Origin of the sequence: Mesorhizobium sp. WSM3224 (genome assembly GCF_000427725.1) — a bacterium.
Lineage (GTDB): Bacteria > Pseudomonadota > Alphaproteobacteria > Rhizobiales > Rhizobiaceae > Mesorhizobium.
The window spans coordinates 24,641-41,110 of the sequence record NZ_ATYO01000027.1 but is presented as its reverse complement, the minus strand read 5'-3'; the positions used below and the strand labels follow the sequence as shown (position 1 = coordinate 41,110).

Sequence of the window (16,470 nt, the reverse complement as noted above, 5' to 3'; positions counted from 1 at the left end):
TAACTGATTGAGATGGTTTTTGTTTCGGCGCGGCGGCGGGGGNTCGGCCCCGCCGCCGCGCCGGTGCAAGAAAAAATTGGCTTTTCGGTGCTTTACTGTCCGGGGACGGCACAATGGGCCGACACGCAAACTGATCGAGACAGCCGGGTGGGCATCTATCTCCCGATCGCGGAAATTTCCGTCAACGTCTTCGTGCTGCTGGCAATGGGCGCGGCGGTGGGCTTCCTGTCGGGCATGTTCGGGGTCGGCGGCGGCTTCCTGATCACGCCGCTGTTGATCTTCTACAACATCCCGCCGGCGATCGCCGTCGCCACCGGCGCCAACCAGGTCATCGCCTCCTCTTTCTCCGGCGCGCTCTCGCACTTCAAGCGCGGCACGCTCGACTTCAAGCTGGGCGGCGTGCTCCTGGCCGGCGGCATCGTCGGCTCGACGGCCGGCATCTTCGTCTTTGCGCTCTTGCGCCGACTCGGCCAGCTCGACCTGTTCATCTCGCTGCTTTACGTCGTGCTGCTCGGCACGGTCGGCGGGCTGATGCTGGTCGAAAGCGTCAATGCGCTGCGCGCCAGCCGCAGCGGCGCGGCGCCCGTGCTCAAGAAATCCGGCCAGCACAACTGGATCCACCGGCTGCCGTTCAAGATGCGCTTCCGCGCCTCGAAGCTGTTCGTCAGCGTCATCCCGGTGCTTGGGCTCGGCGCCGGGATCGGCTTCCTGTCGTCGATCATGGGCGTCGGCGGCGGCTTCATCATGGTGCCGGCGCTGATCTACCTGCTTAAGGTGCCGACCAACGTCGTTATCGGCACCTCGCTGTTCCAGATCATCTTCACCTCGGCCTACACGACCCTGGTGCACGCCACGACCAATCAGACGGTCGACGTGATCCTGGCCTTCCTGTTGATGGCCGGCGGCGTCGCCGGCGCGCAATATGGCGCCAAGGCCGGCCAAAGGCTGCGCGGCGAACAGCTGCGGGCGCTGCTGGCGATGCTGGTGCTGGCCGTGGCCATACGCCTTGCCGTCGATCTCTTCGTGACGCCGCCCAATCTCTATTCGTTGTCCGCCGCGGGCCTCAACTGATGGCGGATTTGAGAGCATTTGCAGCCGCCGTCCCGTTGTCGATGCTCTTTGCCCTTGCTCCGGCAACGGCGCAGACGCCGCCCACCGAAAGCATCCAGATCGGCCTGTCGACCGACGCCGTCTCCATCACGGCAGGTTTCTCCGGCGCCGACCTGACGATCTTCGGATCGCTGGAAAATCCCGATCCGCTGGTCGCGCGCCAAGGGCGCTATGACGTGGTCGTGGTGCTCGAAGGCCCACCGCGGCCGGTAGTGGTCCGGCGCAAGGACCGGGTGCTCGGCGTATGGGTCAACCTGGAATCGGAGACGTTCGAGAACGTGCCGGTCTCCTATTCCGTCGCCACGACGAGGCCGCTGCAAGACGTCGCCGAGCCCAGCAAATACAAGCAGCTCTCGCTTGGCGCGCAGAACCTCTACATGAAGCCCGCCGACGAGACCGAGAGCCCTGCCACCATCGAGGAATTCACCGCCGCGCTTCGCGACCGCAAGGCGGCGACGGGGCTCTACAGCGAGAATGTCGGCGGCGTGCAATTCCTGTCGCAGAACCTGTTTCGCGCCACGGTGCGCCTGGCGCCCAATGTTCCGGTCGGCACGCACAAGGCGCGCGCGTTCCTGTTCAAGAGCGGCCTGTTCATCAAGGAGAGCTCGGCACAGCTCGAAATCCGCAAGTCCGGCTTCGAGCAGTCGGTCTTTCGCGTCGCGCATGACTATTCCTTCCTCTATGGCGTGTTCGCCGTATCGCTCGCCATGCTGACCGGCTGGCTGGGCCGGCTCATCTTCCGCAAGGATTGAAGCCACGGGAAAAATGGAAGCCCATTTTCCCGGAAGGGGTTTCCCTTCGGGCGATCATGCGATAAACCGCCGCCTCCCAGCCCAAGGGTAAACACGCACAATCAATTCGGCAGAGCGGTCCGGCCATCCGGACGACGGCGCGCTAGAGCCGGATGATTTCAGGTCGAGTCGACCTGAAATCTGAATCCGGCTCTAAATCAAAGAGATAGAGCATGATGTCGTCCGAAGACCGCTTCACACTTTTCGGCATCGTGCTCTAGGCGTCGTTGGCAATCCTGCCACAAGGCAACGACAGGAGGCTGCGATGCAATCGGCATTCGGCGGCATCGATTTCGGCACGTCCAATTCCACGGTGGGCGTGATCCGCGACGGCCGGGCGCGACTGGTGGCATTGGAGGGCGAACAGCCCACCTTGCCGAGCGCCGTGTTCTTCAATTTCGAGGACGGCTACACCTATTTCGGCCGTCGCGCGATCAGCGACTACACCGACAGCATCGAAGGCCGGCTGATGCGCTCGCTGAAGAGCGTGCTCGGCAGCACGCTTGCCAATGAGAAGACGCGCATCAAGGCGCGCCAGATCGGCTTCATCGACATCATCGGCCTGTTCATCGATCATCTCAAGAAGCGGCTGGAGGAAGATGCAGGCGGTCCGGTCGAAAGCGTCGTGCTTGGCCGGCCCGTGCAGTTCGTCGACGACGACATGGCTGCCGATGCGAAAGCGCAAGGCGAATTGGAAAAGGCCGCCCGCGCGCAAGGCTTCAAGCACATCGCCTTCCAGTTCGAGCCGATCGCGGCGGCGCTCGACTACGAGCAGAAGGTCGCCCGCGAGGAGCTGGCCCTGATCGTCGACATGGGCGGCGGCACCTCCGACTTCTCGATCGTACGGGTCTCGCCGGAGCGCGTCCGCTCGACCGACCGCAAAGCTGACATCCTCGCCAACCGGGGCGTCCATATCGGCGGCACCGATTTCGACCGGCTCCTCAGCATCGCCCATGTCATGCCCGAGCTCGGTTACCTGACACGGACCAAGGACCACAAGCGCAACCTGCCCGCGGCCTATTTCATCGATCTCGCGACATGGCAGCGCATCAACCTCGTCTACACCGCAAAGGCGATGAACGACCTAAGACAGATCCGCTACGAGGCCGAGCGGGCCGACCTTGTCGACCGCTTCATCGATGTCGTCGGGCATCGCTACGGCCATGCCATGGCCGGACTGGTCGAAAGGGCCAAGATCGCGCTCACCGACCAGCCATCGGCAGAGGTAAAGGTGTCGCTGCCCGGCGCGCGCTTCGTGGCCGAGATCACGCGCGCTGGCCTCGAGGACACGATCAGCGGCGACATCGAACGCGTGGCCGCCACAGTCAGACAGACGATCGCCGACGCCGGCGTTGCCGCTTCGGCCATCACCGCCGTGTTCCTCACCGGCGGTTCGACCGCCATCCCGCTGGCGAAGCGGCAAATCCTTTCGCTGGTGCCGCAGGCCTCGGTCATCGAAGGCGACATGTTCGGCTCGGTCGGCCTCGGCCTGGCGCTCGACGCGCAGCGCAAATACGCGTGATTATTCCGCGCTTGCCGTCGCTTCCGCCTTTCCCGTGAGATGCGCCTTCAGCGCCATCTGGGCGAGGCTCGCCTGGCGATCGCGGTGCGTGATCATGGCGAAGTCGCGCTTCGGCAATTCGACCGGCACGGCCCTGAGGCTGCCCTCCGCCAGGGAGCGCGCGACCACGAGTTCCGAGATGATCGTGGCTCCCGCGCCGGCTTCGACCGCCTGACGCACGGCCTCGTTGCTGGGCAGGACGAGGAAAATCTGCAGCTCCGTCGGCGGAACCCCCTGGCTGTGCGCGAAATCCTCCAGCATCTCGCGCGTGCCCGAGCCGCCTTCCCTGATGATCCAGCGCAATGCCCTGATGTCGAGGTTGCCCGCGCGTGTCATCGGAATCTCGGGATGCGAGCGCGCCACCACCAGCATCGGCCGGTCCTCGTCGACCGTGGCGCGGCGCAGGATGTCGGACTCGGTGCGGCCCTCGACCAGGCCGAAATCGGCGCGGCCGTCCAGCACATTGGTCTCGACCTGCCGCGTGTTGCCGATCGTCACGCTCAGCTTCACGGCAGGATAGGCTTCATGGAAGGACGCCAGGCGACGCGGCAGCCAGTAGCTGGCGATCGTCTGGCTGGCCGCGATCGAAAGGCTGCCGGCGACGGTCTGCGAGACATCCTCCAGCACGCCGCGCGCCGCCGCGGCACGATCCAGAACCGCCTTCGCCTCCGGCAGGAAGCGATGGCCGGTCTGGGCCAATTCGATGTTGCGGCCGACCCGGTTGAACAGGCGCACGCCGTGCTGGCTTTCGAGCGCGCGGATGGCGGCGGAGGCCGCCGACTGCGAGATGCCGAGCCGCTCGGCGGCCTTGGTCATGTGGCCGTGCTCGGCGACGGCGACGAATATGCGCAACTGATCGAGGGTCATGCACCAACTAAGAAGCAAAATCGATCGGAATTACAAGAGCCGCTTGTTAGACGGATCAATTGCTTTGTTCTAAGTTTTTGCCTGAAGTTGGAAAAAATTGGCCGCGATACGCCAAGAGTTGGAAATGGTGGGGCGCTTCAAATCCCTTTTTGCGCATTGGAGCCGCCGGCTGAAGCGGCAGCTCGCCGGCGAGCGCTACCATCCCGAGCTCCACTATATGCGCGGCCCGGGACCTAAGACGAAGGCCAGGATGGCGAGCGGCAAGAGCGTTCGCGGATCATGAGCAAAACTGCGCCGCGCGCCGCCAATTGCGCACCTTCGCAGCGGCCGCTGGCCGACACACACGCACCGAATGAAGGCGACGGCGTCGAGACCTCGCCATCGGTCTCCGACCGCATCGCCAAGACCACCTGCTATATGTGCGCCTGCCGCTGCGGCATCGACGTCCATATCAAGGACGGCAAGGTCCGCTACATCGACGGCAACAAGGACCATCCGGTGAACCGCGGCGTGATCTGCGGCAAGGGCAGCGCCGGCATCATGCAGCATTACAGCCCGGCGCGGCTCAAGAAACCGCTGCTGAGGACGGGACCGCGCGGCGCGGGCGAGTTCCGCGAGATCGAGTGGGACGAGGCGCTGACCATCGCCACCGATCGGCTTTCTGCGATCCGCAGCGCCGACCCGAGGAAACTCGCCTTCTTCACCGGACGCGACCAGTCGCAATCGCTGACCGGCTGGTGGGCAGGCCAGTTCGGCACGCCGAACTTCGCTGCCCATGGCGGCTTCTGCTCGGTCAACATGGCGGCGGGCGGGCTCTACACGATCGGCGGCTCGTTTTGGGAGTTCGGCGAGCCCGACTGGGACAACACGAAGTACTTCATGCTGTTCGGCGTCGCCGAGGACCATGATTCCAACCCGATCAAGATCGGTCTCGGCAAGCTGAAGGCGCGCGGCGCCAAGGTGGTTTCGATCAATCCCTGCCGCACGGGCTACAATGCGATCGCCGACGACTGGATCGGCATCAGGCCGGGCACGGACGGACTGTTCGTGCTGGCGCTCGTCCATGAATTGCTGAAGGCCGGCCGCGTCGATCTCGACTATCTGCTGCGCTACACCAACGCGCCGGTGCTGGTCGTGCAGGAGCCTGGGACCGCCGATGACGGGCTGTTCGTTCGCGACGCCGATGGCAATCCGCTTGCCTGGGACAGGGTGGCGAAACGGCCGGTCAGCGCGGCCGACCCCGAAGCAAAGCCGGCGCTGACCGGCAGCTATGACGTCGGCGGACAGCGCTGCGTGCCTGTCTTCCAGATCATCGCCGAGCGCTATCTCGGCGAGACCTATTCGCCGGATGCCGTGGCGGAGCGCTGTGGCGTCGACGCCGGAACGATCCGGCGCATCGCGGCGGAACTGGCGCATGTCGCCTTCGAGCAGACGGTCGAACTGCCGGTCGCCTGGACCGACTGGGCAGGCCGGCGGCACGAGACGATCAAGGGCCGGCCTGTCTCGATGCATGCCATGCGCGGCATCTCCGCCCATTCCAACGGCTTTCACACCTGCCGTGCCATCCACCTGTTGCAAGTGCTGCTCGGTACCGTCGATGTGCCCGGCGGTTTCCGTTTCAAGCCGCCCTACCCGCGATCGGCGCCGCCTGGACCGAAGCCCGCCGGCAAGGATGTCCGCCCGATGACGCCGCTGGACGGCATGCCGCTCGGCTTCGTCTGCGGCCCGGATGATCTTCTCGTCGACGAGGCCGGCCGGCCCACGCGCATCGACAAGGCCTATTCCTGGGAAGCGCCCCTCGCCGCGCACGGGCTGATGCACAGCGTCATCCGCAACGCCTGGGCCGGCGATCCTTATCCGATCGACACGCTGATGATGTACATGTCGAACATGGCATGGAACTCTTCGATGAATACCGTCGAGACGATGGCCATGCTGACCGACAAGGATGAGGCGGGTGCCTACAAGATCCCCTTCATCATCTATTCCGACGCCTATTATTCCGAGACGGTGGCTTTCGCCGATCTGGTGCTGCCCGACACCACCTATCTCGAGCGGCATGACTGCATCAGTCTGCTCGACCGGCCGATCAGCCATGCGGACGGGCCGGGCGACGCCATTCGCCATCCCGTGGTGCAGCCGGACCGCGATGTGCGGCCCTTCCAGTCGGTGCTGATCGAGCTCGGCGCGCGGCTCGGATTGCCCGGCTTCGTCGAGAAGGATGGCTCGCCGAAATATCGCGACTATGCCGATTACATCGTCAATCACGAGCGCATGCCCGGCATCGGCCCACTTGCCGGCTGGCGCGGCAAGGGCGGGGGCTCGATCGGCAGGGGCGAGGTCAATCCGGACCAGTTGCAGCGCTACATCGACAATGGCGGCTTCTGGCACCACGATTTTTCCGACGACCAGCGCTATTACAAGATGGGCAACCGCGCCTATCTCGACTTCGCCGTCGAGATGGGCTTCATCCCCAAGGCGGAGCCCATCGTTTTCCAACTCTACTCGGAGCCGATGCAGCGGTTCAGGCTTGCCGCGCGGGGCCATGGAGATGTCCAGCCGCCCGATGCCGAGCGCAGCCGCATCGAGGCCTATATGGACCCGCTGCCCTTCTGGTATGCGCCCTTCGAGGATGACACCGTCGACCTCGACAAATACCCGCTGCATGCGCTGACGCAGCGGCCGATGCATATGTATCATTCCTGGGGCTCGCAGAATGCGTGGCTGAGGCAGATCACCAGCCAGAACCGGCTGTTCGTGCACCACCAGACCGCAGCCAAGCTTGCCCTTGCCGACGACGATTGGGTGTGGATCGAAAGCATCAACGGCCGGGTCAAGGGCCAGATCAAGCTGATCGACGGGGTGAACCCCGACACGGTCTGGACCTGGAATGCGATCGGCAAGCGGCGGGGCAGCTGGGGGCTGAAGGATGATGCGGCGGAGAGCAATCGCGGCTTCCTGCTGAACCACATCATCGGCGACCAGACAGCGGCGGACGCCAACGGCAAGCGCTATTCGAATTCCGATCCCGTGACCGGACAGGCGGCATGGTTCGACGTGCGCGCGCGGATCGTCAAATGCGCGGCCGAGGAAGCCGGCTTCACCGAGCCGCAATTCGAACGTTTCCAACAGCCGCCAAATGTCGAGGCCGCGCCCGACAAGCTCAGCTTCGGCGCCGCGTTCCGCATGAAGAGGGAAGCCGCCGAATGACCTGCCTTCCCGCCCGGACTGATAAGAAACTCGGCCTCGTCATCGACCTCGACACCTGCGTCGGCTGCCAGGCCTGCGTTACAGCCTGCAAGGAATGGAACACCGGCGGCCATATGGCGCCGTTGACCGACATCGACCCCTATGGCGGGCATGTCGATGGCGTCTGGTTCAACCGCGTGCACGCTTACGAGCACACGACGGAACTCGGCGGCCGCACGGTGAACTTCCCGCGCTCGTGCCTGCATTGCGAGCAGCCTGCCTGCGTCACCGTCTGCCCGACCGGCGCCTCCTACAAGCGCGCCTCGGACGGCATCGTGCTGGTCGACGAGGACAAGTGCATCGGCTGCAAGCTGTGCAGCTGGGCCTGCCCCTATGGCGCGCGGGAGTTCGATACGGATGTCGGCGTGATGAAGAAATGCACGCTCTGCATCGACCGCATCTACAACGACAATCTGGCCGAGGAAGATCGCGTGCCGGCCTGCGTCGCCGCCTGCCCGACAAGCGCCCGGCATTTCGGTGATCTCGGCGATCCAGCTTCGGCGATCTCGCAGCTTGTCGAGGAACGTGGCGGCGTCGCCCTGATGCCGGAGCTCGGCTACAAGCCGACCAACAGATATTTGCCGCCGCGTGCCCACAGCAATCGCGCGGCGAAGGTGGACGCGCCGGCGCTGGAGCCGATCCGGGCCGAGGGCGGTTTCCTCGGCTGGATCGACCGCATGCTTTCGAACTAGCCGATCATGCATCCAGCTTTCTCCGTCGTCTTCTTCACCACCGCCACCGGGGCCGGCTACGGTCTTTTGGCGCTACTCGGCCTGCTTGGCGGGTTTGGTGTGATCCCGGCCGATTTCTGGCTTGGTCTCGTCGGCATGGCGCTTGCTCTCGGCCTAATCGTCGCCGGCCTGCTTTCGTCCACCGGTCATCTCGGCCGCCCCGAGCGCGCCTGGCGCGCCTTCTCGCAATGGCGCAGCTCCTGGCTGTCGCGCGAAGGCGTGGCCTCGGTCGCGACCTTCATTCCCGCCGGGCTGTTCAGCATCGGCTGGGTGTTTCTCGGCCGCAGCGGCGGTTGGGTCGCGGTTGCCGGCCTGCTGACGGCGGCAGGCGCGGTCGTGACAATCTGCACGACCGGCATGATCTACGCATCGCTGAAGCCGATCGCGCAATGGCACAGCCGCTACACTTTGCCGGCTTATCTTATCTTTTCAGCGATGACGGGAAGCGTTCTTGGCAACGCTGTGCTTCAGGAGTTCAAGCTGGGTTCGACTGCGATGCTGACCTGGGCCCTGCTCGCCACGCTCGCCGGGTGGGGCTGGAAGCTTGCGACCTGGCGCTACAATGACCGGCTGGAAATCCCGACCACCGCCAACACGGCGACAGGTCTCGTCGGCGGCACCGTGCGCTCGATCGAATGGCCGCACACGGAAGAAAATTACCTGCTCAAGGAAATGGGATTCCGCATCGCGCGCAAGCACAGTGCCAAGCTTAGGCAGATCACACAGGCGCTGGCATTCGCAGCACCCGCTGTCCTGCTGGCCACCGTGTTCGTCCTGCCATCGCCGCTCGGCGCAATCGCATCCGTGCTTGCAGCCATCGCGCAGCTTGCCGGCATGCTGGTGGAGCGCTGGCTGTTCTTCGCCGAGGCGAAGCATACGATCAGGCTCTACTATGGACTGGAGTAGCGTCTCAGCCGGGCCGCAGCATCGACCCTGAAATGGCGAAGATCCGCTCGGCGCCGAGCATATAGGCTACGAGCGTTTCCAGGCGGAACAGGCCGGCATAGGCGCGGTCGAGCACGTTAAGCGAGCCGGTATAGGCGCCGAAGGCCGGCATTATCATGCGGCCGCCATCGCCGGCGAAGCATCGCCGCCTGACCGAGCGGCCGCGCTGGACGATGCGCGCGCAGGGGTGGAGATGGCCCGATATCTCGCCCTCGACCCGCGTCTTCGACGGCTCGTGCCGGAAGGCCAGCGCGCCGATGGCGAGTTCCCGCACCGTCTCGCCCGGCAGGTCGGCGGGCGCTTCCGGGTCATGGTTGCCGGCGACCCAGAACCAGTCTCGGCCGGCCATCATCGCCTCCAGCCGCTCCCTGAAGCTCAGATGCATGCGCTCGGCACCGCCGCCGTCATGAAAGGAATCGCCGAGGCTGACGACGATCCGCGGCTGATAGTCGGCGATCACCGCCTGAAGCTGAAGTAAGGTTGCGCCGGTGTCATAGGGCGGGATCAGCGCGCCGCGCCTGGCGAAGGACGAGCCCTTTTCGAGATGCAGATCGGAGACGCAGAGCAGCCGCAGATCGGGGAAATAGAGAACGCCGCGCCGGTCGCAGACCGCGCGCTCGCCGGCGATGCCGACAAGATCGGCCTCGGCGATCAGCGTTGCGCGCGACAGCGAAAAATTCATCCCCTCCTGACCTCTCTCAACTCGTCATGCCCGGCCGCCCATGGCTTCCTCGACCAGGTCGGCGGCTTCCATCAACAGCGTGTCGTTGGCGCCGCCATTGACCGATTCCTTGCCGATCTCCAGCATCACCGGCACCGCCAGCGGCGAGATCTGGTCGAGATGCTTATGCACGATTCGACCGCGCACACGCGAGAGCATCTCGCCAAGTCTGCTGACATCGAGCAATCCGGCCGAGGCGTCGGTGCGCGTTGCCTGCAGCAGGATATGGTCCGGTTCATGGCTGCGCAGCACGTCGTAGATCAGGTCCGCCGAGACCGTCACCTGGCGGCCGCTCTTTTCCTGCCCAGGAAAGCGCTTCTCGATCAGCCCGGCGATGACGGCGCAGGTGCGGAAAGTGCGCTTCAGCATCCAGCTGTCGTTCAACCAGGCCTCGAGATCGTCGCCCAGCATATCTTCATCGAAGAGCTGACCAAGAGACGGCTTCTTGGCCTTGAAAAGCGTCGCCATATCGTCCAGCGCCCACACCGCCAGCGAGTAATCTGTGGCGACGAAGCCGAGCGGCCTCGCATGCGCGCGCTCCAGCCGGCGAGTCAAAAGCATGCCCAGCGTCTGGTGCGCCAGCCGTCCTTCGAAGGGATAGGCGACCATGTAATGGCGGTTGCCGCGCGGAAAGGTCTCGACCAGAAGGTCGCCGCGCTTCGGCAGCACCGACTTTTCTTGCTGGATCCGAAGCCAGTCGGCCACCTGTTCGGGCAAGAGCTTCCAGCGGTCGCTGTCGGCCAGCATGCCGCGCACCTGTTCGGCGAGATAGGTCGATAGCGGGAATTTGCCGCCGGCATAGGACGGCACGATGATGTTGGCGCCGGCGCCGTTGGAGACGACGCACTCGTTCTCGCGGATACCTTCGAAGCGCAGCACCTTGCCGGCGAACAGGAAATTGTCGCCCGGACGCAGCGTCTCGGCGAAATACTCCTCGATCTTGCCGAGCACCGGCCCGCCTCGGCCGGCCATGCCACGGCCCTGCCGGACATAGCGGATATTGAGTTCCGGCATTTCGACGATGGTGCCGACATTCAGCCGGTATTGCTGAGCGACCCTGGGGTGCGAGACGCGCCAGAGCCCGTCCGTGTTGCGGCGGATGCGAGCATAGCGCTCGTAGTTCTTCAGCGCGTAGCCGCCGGTGGCGACGAAATCGATGACGCGATCGAAGGTCTCGCGCTCCAGCGCCGCATAAGGGGCAGCACTGCGCACTTCCTCGAACAGGCGATCGGCATCGAACGGTCCGCCGCAGGCGACGCCCAGCACGTGCTGCGACAGCACGTCGAGCGCGCCCTTGATCAAAGGCGGCGTGTCCTGCGCGCCGAGATAGTTGGCGTCGAGCGCGGCGCGGCATTCCAGCACTTCGAAGCGGTTGGCCGGGATCAGGATCGCCTTCGACGGCTCGTCCATGCGGTGGTTGGCGCGGCCGATGCGCTGCGCCAGGCGGCTGGCACCCTTCGGCGCGCCGACATGCACCACCAGATCGACATCGCCCCAGTCGATGCCGAGATCGAGCGTCGAGGTGGCGACGATGGCGCGCAGCGCGTTGTCGGCCATCGCCTTCTCGACGCGGCGGCGCTGGCCGACGTCGAGCGAGCCATGGTGGAGTGCTATGGGAAGGGAGTCTTCGTTCGCCCGCCAAAGCTCCTGGAACAAAAGCTCGGCCTGGCTGCGGGTGTTGACGAAGAGAAGCGTCGTGCGGTGCTCTTTGATCGCCTCGTAGATTTCGGGAATGGCGTAGCGGGCCGAATGTCCCGACCACGGCACGCGCTCACGCGAGTCGAGGATCGAGATATCGGGCTTGGCGCCGCCGGCGACCGTGATCAGCCCGGCCATCTCGCCGGGTGGATTTTGCGCGACCAGCCAGCGCCGTAATTCGTCTGGCTCGGCCACGGTTGCCGACAGGCCTATGGTCTGCAACCCGGGGACAAAGGAACGCAATCGCGCCAGGCCGAGCGCCAGCAAGTGTCCACGCTTCGAAGTGACGAGCGAATGCAGCTCGTCGAGAACGACGTAGCGCAGGTCCTCGAAGAAGCGCTTCGCGTCGTTGCCGGCGATCAGCAGCGCAAGCTGCTCGGGCGTGGTGAGCAGGACGTCGGGCGGCACCAATTTCTGCCGCTGGCGCTTGTGCGACGGCGTGTCGCCAGTGCGCGTCTCGATGGTGACGGGCAGTCCGATCTCCTCGACCGGCTTGCCGAGATTGCGCTCGATGTCGACGGCCAATGCCTTGAGCGGCGAGATGTAGAGCGTGTGGATGCCGCGATGGGCCTGGCCGGGCTTGCGGCGCGGCCGGTTGGCGAGTTCGGTCAGCGACGGCAGGAAGCCGGCCAGCGTCTTGCCGGCGCCGGTCGGCGCGATCAGCAGCACCGATTGCCCACGTTGAGCCTTCGCCAGCAGCTCGAGTTGATGGACGCGCGGCGACCAGCCCTTTTCGCCGAACCACTTGACGAACGGCTCAGGCAACAGGACGGCGGCATTCTGTTCGGCAAGGCGCGGCTGCTCGGTCACACGCAAGAGGTAGCGCGACGGCGAACAATCGCCAAGAAAAATCGGAACAAAAGGGGATCGAAGAGAGCGCCCCTCTCCCCGTCACTATACGGGGAGAGGATGCCGGCAGGCAGGTGAGGGACAGCGCCAGCTATTCATTAGGTCGGCTATCGGCGCAAACTACCGCAGGGTCGCGCTGCCCCTCATCCGCCCTTCGGGCACCTTCTCCCCGTGAAACGGTGAGAAGGAAAGATCATCATGGCCTCCTGAACCCCGTCGGGCCGCCATAGAGATAGCCGATGCGCTCGACCGCCTCTTTCAGCCCCTCGCGCGACACCAGCATGGTGTGGCCATTGGCGTGGATCATGTCGCGGGCGTCGGTCATGATCGCGACGTGGCCTTTCCAGAAGACGAGGTCGCCGCGCCGAAGGCCGGAATAATCGGGACCCGGCTCGATTGGCGTGCCGATCGATGCCGCCTGCATGTCGGAGTCGCGCAGCACTTGCCTGTCGGTCATGCGCATCGACAATTGCACGAGGCCGGAGCAGTCGATGCCGAAGCCGGAGACACCGCCCCAGAGATACGGTGTACCCAGGAAGCTCTCCGCGACGGTGGCGTAATCCTCGGCCAGTTCGCCGATCGGCCGCAAATGGCCGGCGATGATCGCCTCGCCGGAGGGCAGCAACGCATAGTGCGTGCCGCGCGTGTCAGCCGAGCCGATCACCGCGACGGTCGAGCCCATCGACAGCTGCCCACCTATCGGAAAGCGCAGATCCGGTCCCGGGTAGAGGAAGGTGCGCGGCACGCAAACGATGTGCGTGGGCGCATGTTCGCGCCGACCAAGGAGATTGTCGGCCACGTAGCCGACATAGCCGTCGCGCTCCGCCTGCACCCAGGCCCAGCCTTCGGCATCCTCGAAGACGAGCACGTCGTCGCCAAACAGCGCCTGCGTGTTCACGCCCGCATCGGGGCGCGGCGCCTTGCGCAGGTCGGCGACCGACGCCATGATCCGCGCCGGACGGCCGGTGACGAAGCGGTCGGCGGCGACCTCGCCTTTCAGCCTTGCATCGGCAAGGTCGGAGCGGAAGGCATGAAGGCGGGCATCCCTGGCGGTCAAATCGATAATCCAGTCATTCAGCAACGAAGGTCAGATGGCAGCAACGAAGGTGGCGATGAGGTCAGATGGGCAGGTCATGCGCCCTGGCGACGATACCATCGCCGAAGCGCTCGACAAAGAGCGCGCCTTCCACCGTGCGCCGGATCAGCACGTTGCGCTTGTCGAGCTCGTCGCGATGGCGCGAGACCAGCTTCAGCGCGCCCATCGTATCGAGGGCGCGGGTGATCACCGGCTTGGTGACGTTTAGCTTGGCGGCCAGCCCGCGCACCGTATGCGGCGGCGGATCGAGATAGATGGTGAACAGGATCGTCGTCTGGCGCATGGTGAGATCGGGCGCGCCGTCGCGCACCTGAGCCAGCATCACCTGCTGCCATAGTCGCAAGGCCTGACTCGGACGCATCGAGATCGACATCGGCCAAGCATGCCGGCAAATTGTTTCGGTTCCGTTTCAGTGACGGCTTTTCCGCCGACCTGCTCTCCTGATCTCAGGCAAATCGCTCAGCAATTATCCGCTCCAGCGCGCGAATGCCTTGCGCCTCGCCGCCGGTCAGGCCGTAGGGGCGATCGGCCGGGTTCCAGGCGAAGATGTCGAAATGCGCCCATCTGGGCGTCTTCTCGACGAAGCGCTTGAGGAAAAGTGCTGCGGTAATCGATCCGGCAAAACCGTCGGCGGTGACGTTGTTGATGTCGGCAATCTTCGAAGAGAGCTTCGCATCGTAGGGACGCCACAGCGGCATGCGCCACAGCGGATCCTCGACCGCAACAGATGCGGCGGCCAGATCGGCGGCAAGCGTCTCGTCGTCGGTGTAGAAAGGCGGCAGATCAGGCCCCAGCGCAACGCGAGCAGCGCCGGTCAGGGTCGCCATGTCGATCAGCAAAGCGGGCTGCTCTTCATCGGCTAGCGCCAGCGCATCGGCCAGGACCAGCCGCCCCTCGGCATCCGTGTTGCCGATCTCGACAGTGATGCCCTTGCGGCTGCGCAGCACGTCGCCGGGCCGGAAGGCATTGCCGGCGATCGAATTCTCGACCGCGGGGATCAGCACGCGCAACCGGACATTCAGTTTCGCCGCCATGATCATGGCAGCGAGGCCCAGCACATTGGCCGCGCCGCCCATGTCCTTCTTCATCAAAAGCATGCCCGATGACGGCTTGATGTCGAGGCCGCCGGTGTCGAAGCAGACGCCCTTGCCGACCAGCGTCACCTTCGGCGCTTCGCTCGCTCCCCAGGTCATGTCGATCAGCCGCGGCGCACCGGTGGAGGCGCGGCCGACGGCGTGGATCATTGGGAAATTCCGCGCCAAAAGATCGTCGCCATGGATCACGGAGATATCGCCGCCATGGGCGGCGGCCAGTTTCCGGGCAGCTTCCTCCAGCTCGACCGGGCCAAGGTCGCTGGTCGGCGTGTTGACGAGGTCACGGGTCAGGAACACGCTGTCGGCGATGCGGCTGACATGCGCGCCGTCTGCGCCTTCCGGAAGCGCAAAACGCAATGCCTTGCCAGGCTTCTTGCCATAGCGGGTGAAGACATAGCCGCCGAGGACCAGCGCAAGCGCAGCCAGATCGGGCTGCCGCAAGTCGGAAGCAAAATGCCAGTCGCCTTCCGGCAGCGCCCTTGCAAGCGCGCCGAGGGCAAGTGTGCTTTCGCCGTCGCCGGTACCGAACAATGCGCCGGAAAGGCCACCGCCCTCGCCCGGCAGGACCAGCGTGCGCCCCGCCTCGCCGGAAAAAGCGTTGGCCCTTGCCCAGGCGATGGCGGGCGGCGGCAGCGCCGCGGCTTCAAGGGTGTCCTTGCCTACCAGATAGACAGGCAAGGCGGCTTCCGGCTTTTGTTCGACGAGTTCGACAGGCATGCGATGATCTCCGGCCGAACACGACGAGTCGGCTTCTTAACGGTCCGTTAGGGTTAACAGAATATTTCTGCGGGAGGGAAGACGGCCAGCCAATGGCCGCACAGGAATGGAGACCGGGCGCCGATGCCGATCAAAGCGTTGAACCTTACAGCCAAGCGTCTGATCAGCACGGCCTTCATGGCGGCACTGGCAGCCAGCGTGGCCGGTTGCGGTAGCACCAGCCAATTGACCACCGGCTCCATATCGCGTTCCAACAGCAGGCCGCTGGAAACGATGTCGACCAGCGAATTGCACGCCGCCACATCCAGGCTCGGTGAATCCTACGCCCGCAATCCGAGCGACAAGCGCATAGCGATAAATTTCGCGGCGGCCCTGCAGATGGATGGCGATGCCGACCAATCGCTGGCCGTGATGCGCAAGCTGGCGATCGCCTACCCCAAGGATCGTGAGGTACTTGCCGCCTATGGCAAGGCGCTCGCCGCCAACGGCCAGTTCGAACCCGCGCTCGACGCCGTGCGCCGCGCGCAGACGCCCGAATATCCGGACTGGAAGCTGGTGTCGGCGGAAGCCGCCATTCTCGACCAGATGGGGCAGAAAGACGAAGCTAGGCAGAACTACAGGAAGGCGCTGGAACTCAAGCCTAACGAGCCTTCGGTGCTGTCCAATCTCGGCATGTCCTATGTGCTCGAAGGCGACCTGCGCACGGCCGAGACCTATATGCGCTCAGCCGCGCAACAGCCCGGCGCCGACAGCCGCGTGCGGCAGAACCTCGCGCTTGTAGTGGGCCTGCAGGGCCGCTTCGACGAGGCTGAGAAGATCGCCTCGCAGGAGCTTTCGGCCGAGCAGGCACAGGCCAACGTCGCCTATCTACGCCAGATGCTTGCCCAGCAGAACGCCTGGAGCCAGCTGAAGGATCAGGACAAGAACAAGGCGAAAGTCGCCACGAACTGACCGACGGGTGGCGCTGCCAGGCGCCGACCACTGCATCAATCAAAAAGCCGCGCGGACCACGCGCGGCTTTTGATTGATGCGAACGGGCTC

14 protein-coding genes are annotated in these 16,470 nt (G+C 64.8%); 7 read left to right on the top strand and 7 right to left on the bottom strand.

Translation table 11 applies throughout. The features are described from left to right. Window positions 1–147 precede the first annotated feature (147 nt). The 3 genes from YU3_RS0127830 (at window position 148) to YU3_RS0127820 (ending at window position 3,423) form a co-directional block, all read left to right on the top strand. The gene (locus YU3_RS0127830; protein ID WP_027169296.1) at window positions 148–1,071 is read left to right on the top strand and encodes a sulfite exporter TauE/SafE family protein; all 924 of its coding nucleotides are present in this window, start codon (window positions 148–150) and stop codon (window positions 1,069–1,071) included. Beyond that, complete coding sequence (locus tag YU3_RS0127825) at window positions 1,071–1,862, top strand: TIGR02186 family protein (protein WP_027169295.1); 792 nt, start codon at window positions 1,071–1,073, stop codon at window positions 1,860–1,862. The genes YU3_RS0127830 and YU3_RS0127825 overlap by 1 nt, the downstream gene beginning before the upstream one ends. Before the next feature lie 304 nt (window positions 1,863–2,166). Further along, window positions 2,167–3,423, top strand: a complete 1,257-nt coding sequence (locus YU3_RS0127820; RefSeq protein ID WP_027169294.1) for an Hsp70 family protein — start codon at window positions 2,167–2,169, stop codon at window positions 3,421–3,423. Here YU3_RS0127820 and YU3_RS0127815 read toward each other — a convergent pair whose 3' ends face one another. Further along, entirely contained in the window at window positions 3,424–4,329 is a 906-nt protein-coding gene (locus tag YU3_RS0127815; protein WP_027169293.1) for a LysR family transcriptional regulator, read from the bottom strand. Between the two features lie 55 nt (window positions 4,330–4,384). Next, the gene (locus YU3_RS40845; protein WP_156913617.1) at window positions 4,385–4,531 is read right to left on the bottom strand and encodes a hypothetical protein; all 147 of its coding nucleotides are present in this window, start codon (window positions 4,529–4,531) and stop codon (window positions 4,385–4,387) included. A 77-nt stretch (window positions 4,532–4,608) separates the two neighbouring features. Here YU3_RS40845 and YU3_RS0127805 point away from each other — a divergent pair, with 77 nt between their 5' ends. Genes YU3_RS0127805 through YU3_RS0127795 form a run of 3 tightly spaced genes read left to right on the top strand, consistent with a single transcriptional unit; the run spans window position 4,609 to window position 9,215 of the window. Then, the gene (locus YU3_RS0127805; protein ID WP_027169292.1) at window positions 4,609–7,539 is read left to right on the top strand and encodes a molybdopterin oxidoreductase family protein; all 2,931 of its coding nucleotides are present in this window, start codon (window positions 4,609–4,611) and stop codon (window positions 7,537–7,539) included. Beyond that, window positions 7,536–8,270 (top strand): 4Fe-4S dicluster domain-containing protein, encoded by a 735-nt coding sequence (locus YU3_RS0127800; protein WP_027169291.1) that lies wholly within the window; start codon window positions 7,536–7,538, stop codon window positions 8,268–8,270. Before YU3_RS0127805 ends, YU3_RS0127800 begins: the two co-directional genes overlap by 4 nt. 6 nt (window positions 8,271–8,276) lie before the next feature. Further along, a complete protein-coding gene (locus YU3_RS0127795) occupies window positions 8,277–9,215 on the top strand; it encodes a dimethyl sulfoxide reductase anchor subunit family protein (protein WP_027169290.1) in 939 nt (312 codons plus the stop codon). Window positions 9,216–9,219: 4 nt separating this feature from the next. On the opposite strand, the gene pdeM is transcribed toward YU3_RS0127795, so the two are convergent. From pdeM to YU3_RS0127770, 5 genes are all read right to left on the bottom strand, one after another. Beyond that, window positions 9,220–9,936 carry a ligase-associated DNA damage response endonuclease PdeM gene (gene pdeM, locus YU3_RS0127790; RefSeq protein ID WP_027169289.1) on the bottom strand — a complete coding sequence of 239 codons (717 nt, stop codon included), beginning with the start codon at window positions 9,934–9,936 and terminating at the stop codon, window positions 9,220–9,222. A gap of 24 nt (window positions 9,937–9,960) precedes the next feature. Beyond that, window positions 9,961–12,483 carry a ligase-associated DNA damage response DEXH box helicase gene (locus YU3_RS0127785; protein ID WP_027169288.1) on the bottom strand — a complete coding sequence of 841 codons (2,523 nt, stop codon included), beginning with the start codon at window positions 12,481–12,483 and terminating at the stop codon, window positions 9,961–9,963. 235 nt (window positions 12,484–12,718) lie between these two features. Beyond that, the gene (locus YU3_RS0127780) at window positions 12,719–13,579 is read right to left on the bottom strand and encodes an NlpC/P60 family protein (RefSeq protein ID WP_027169287.1); all 861 of its coding nucleotides are present in this window, start codon (window positions 13,577–13,579) and stop codon (window positions 12,719–12,721) included. Between the two features lie 61 nt (window positions 13,580–13,640). Further along, window positions 13,641–13,991 (bottom strand): MarR family winged helix-turn-helix transcriptional regulator, encoded by a 351-nt coding sequence (locus YU3_RS0127775; protein WP_027169286.1) that lies wholly within the window; start codon window positions 13,989–13,991, stop codon window positions 13,641–13,643. 73 nt (window positions 13,992–14,064) lie between these two features. Next, window positions 14,065–15,429: a leucyl aminopeptidase family protein gene (locus tag YU3_RS0127770; protein ID WP_027169285.1), complete on the bottom strand. Its 1,365-nt coding sequence runs from the start codon at window positions 15,427–15,429 to the stop codon at window positions 14,065–14,067. A gap of 123 nt (window positions 15,430–15,552) precedes the next feature. On the opposite strand from YU3_RS0127770, the gene YU3_RS0127765 reads away from it, so the two are divergent. Then, a complete protein-coding gene (locus tag YU3_RS0127765) occupies window positions 15,553–16,380 on the top strand; it encodes a tetratricopeptide repeat protein (protein WP_027169284.1) in 828 nt (275 codons plus the stop codon). Window positions 16,381–16,470: the final 90 nt, after the last annotated feature.

Coding starts and splice junctions, on each gene's coding strand:
- YU3_RS0127825 (WP_027169295.1), top strand. CDS start 1,071: ATGGCGGATTTGAGAGCATTTGCAGCCGCCGTCCCGTTGTCGATGCTC.
- YU3_RS0127820 (WP_027169294.1), top strand. CDS start 2,167: ATGCAATCGGCATTCGGCGGCATCGATTTCGGCACGTCCAATTCCACG.
- YU3_RS0127815 (WP_027169293.1), bottom strand. CDS start 4,329: ATGACCCTCGATCAGTTGCGCATATTCGTCGCCGTCGCCGAGCACGGC.
- YU3_RS40845 (WP_156913617.1), bottom strand. CDS start 4,531: ATGGTAGCGCTCGCCGGCGAGCTGCCGCTTCAGCCGGCGGCTCCAATG.
- YU3_RS0127805 (WP_027169292.1), top strand. CDS start 4,609: ATGAGCAAAACTGCGCCGCGCGCCGCCAATTGCGCACCTTCGCAGCGG.
- YU3_RS0127800 (WP_027169291.1), top strand. CDS start 7,536: ATGACCTGCCTTCCCGCCCGGACTGATAAGAAACTCGGCCTCGTCATC.
- YU3_RS0127795 (WP_027169290.1), top strand. CDS start 8,277: ATGCATCCAGCTTTCTCCGTCGTCTTCTTCACCACCGCCACCGGGGCC.
- pdeM (WP_027169289.1), bottom strand. CDS start 9,936: ATGAATTTTTCGCTGTCGCGCGCAACGCTGATCGCCGAGGCCGATCTT.
- YU3_RS0127775 (WP_027169286.1), bottom strand. CDS start 13,991: ATGTCGATCTCGATGCGTCCGAGTCAGGCCTTGCGACTATGGCAGCAG.
- YU3_RS0127770 (WP_027169285.1), bottom strand. CDS start 15,429: ATGCCTGTCGAACTCGTCGAACAAAAGCCGGAAGCCGCCTTGCCTGTC.
- YU3_RS0127765 (WP_027169284.1), top strand. CDS start 15,553: ATGCCGATCAAAGCGTTGAACCTTACAGCCAAGCGTCTGATCAGCACG.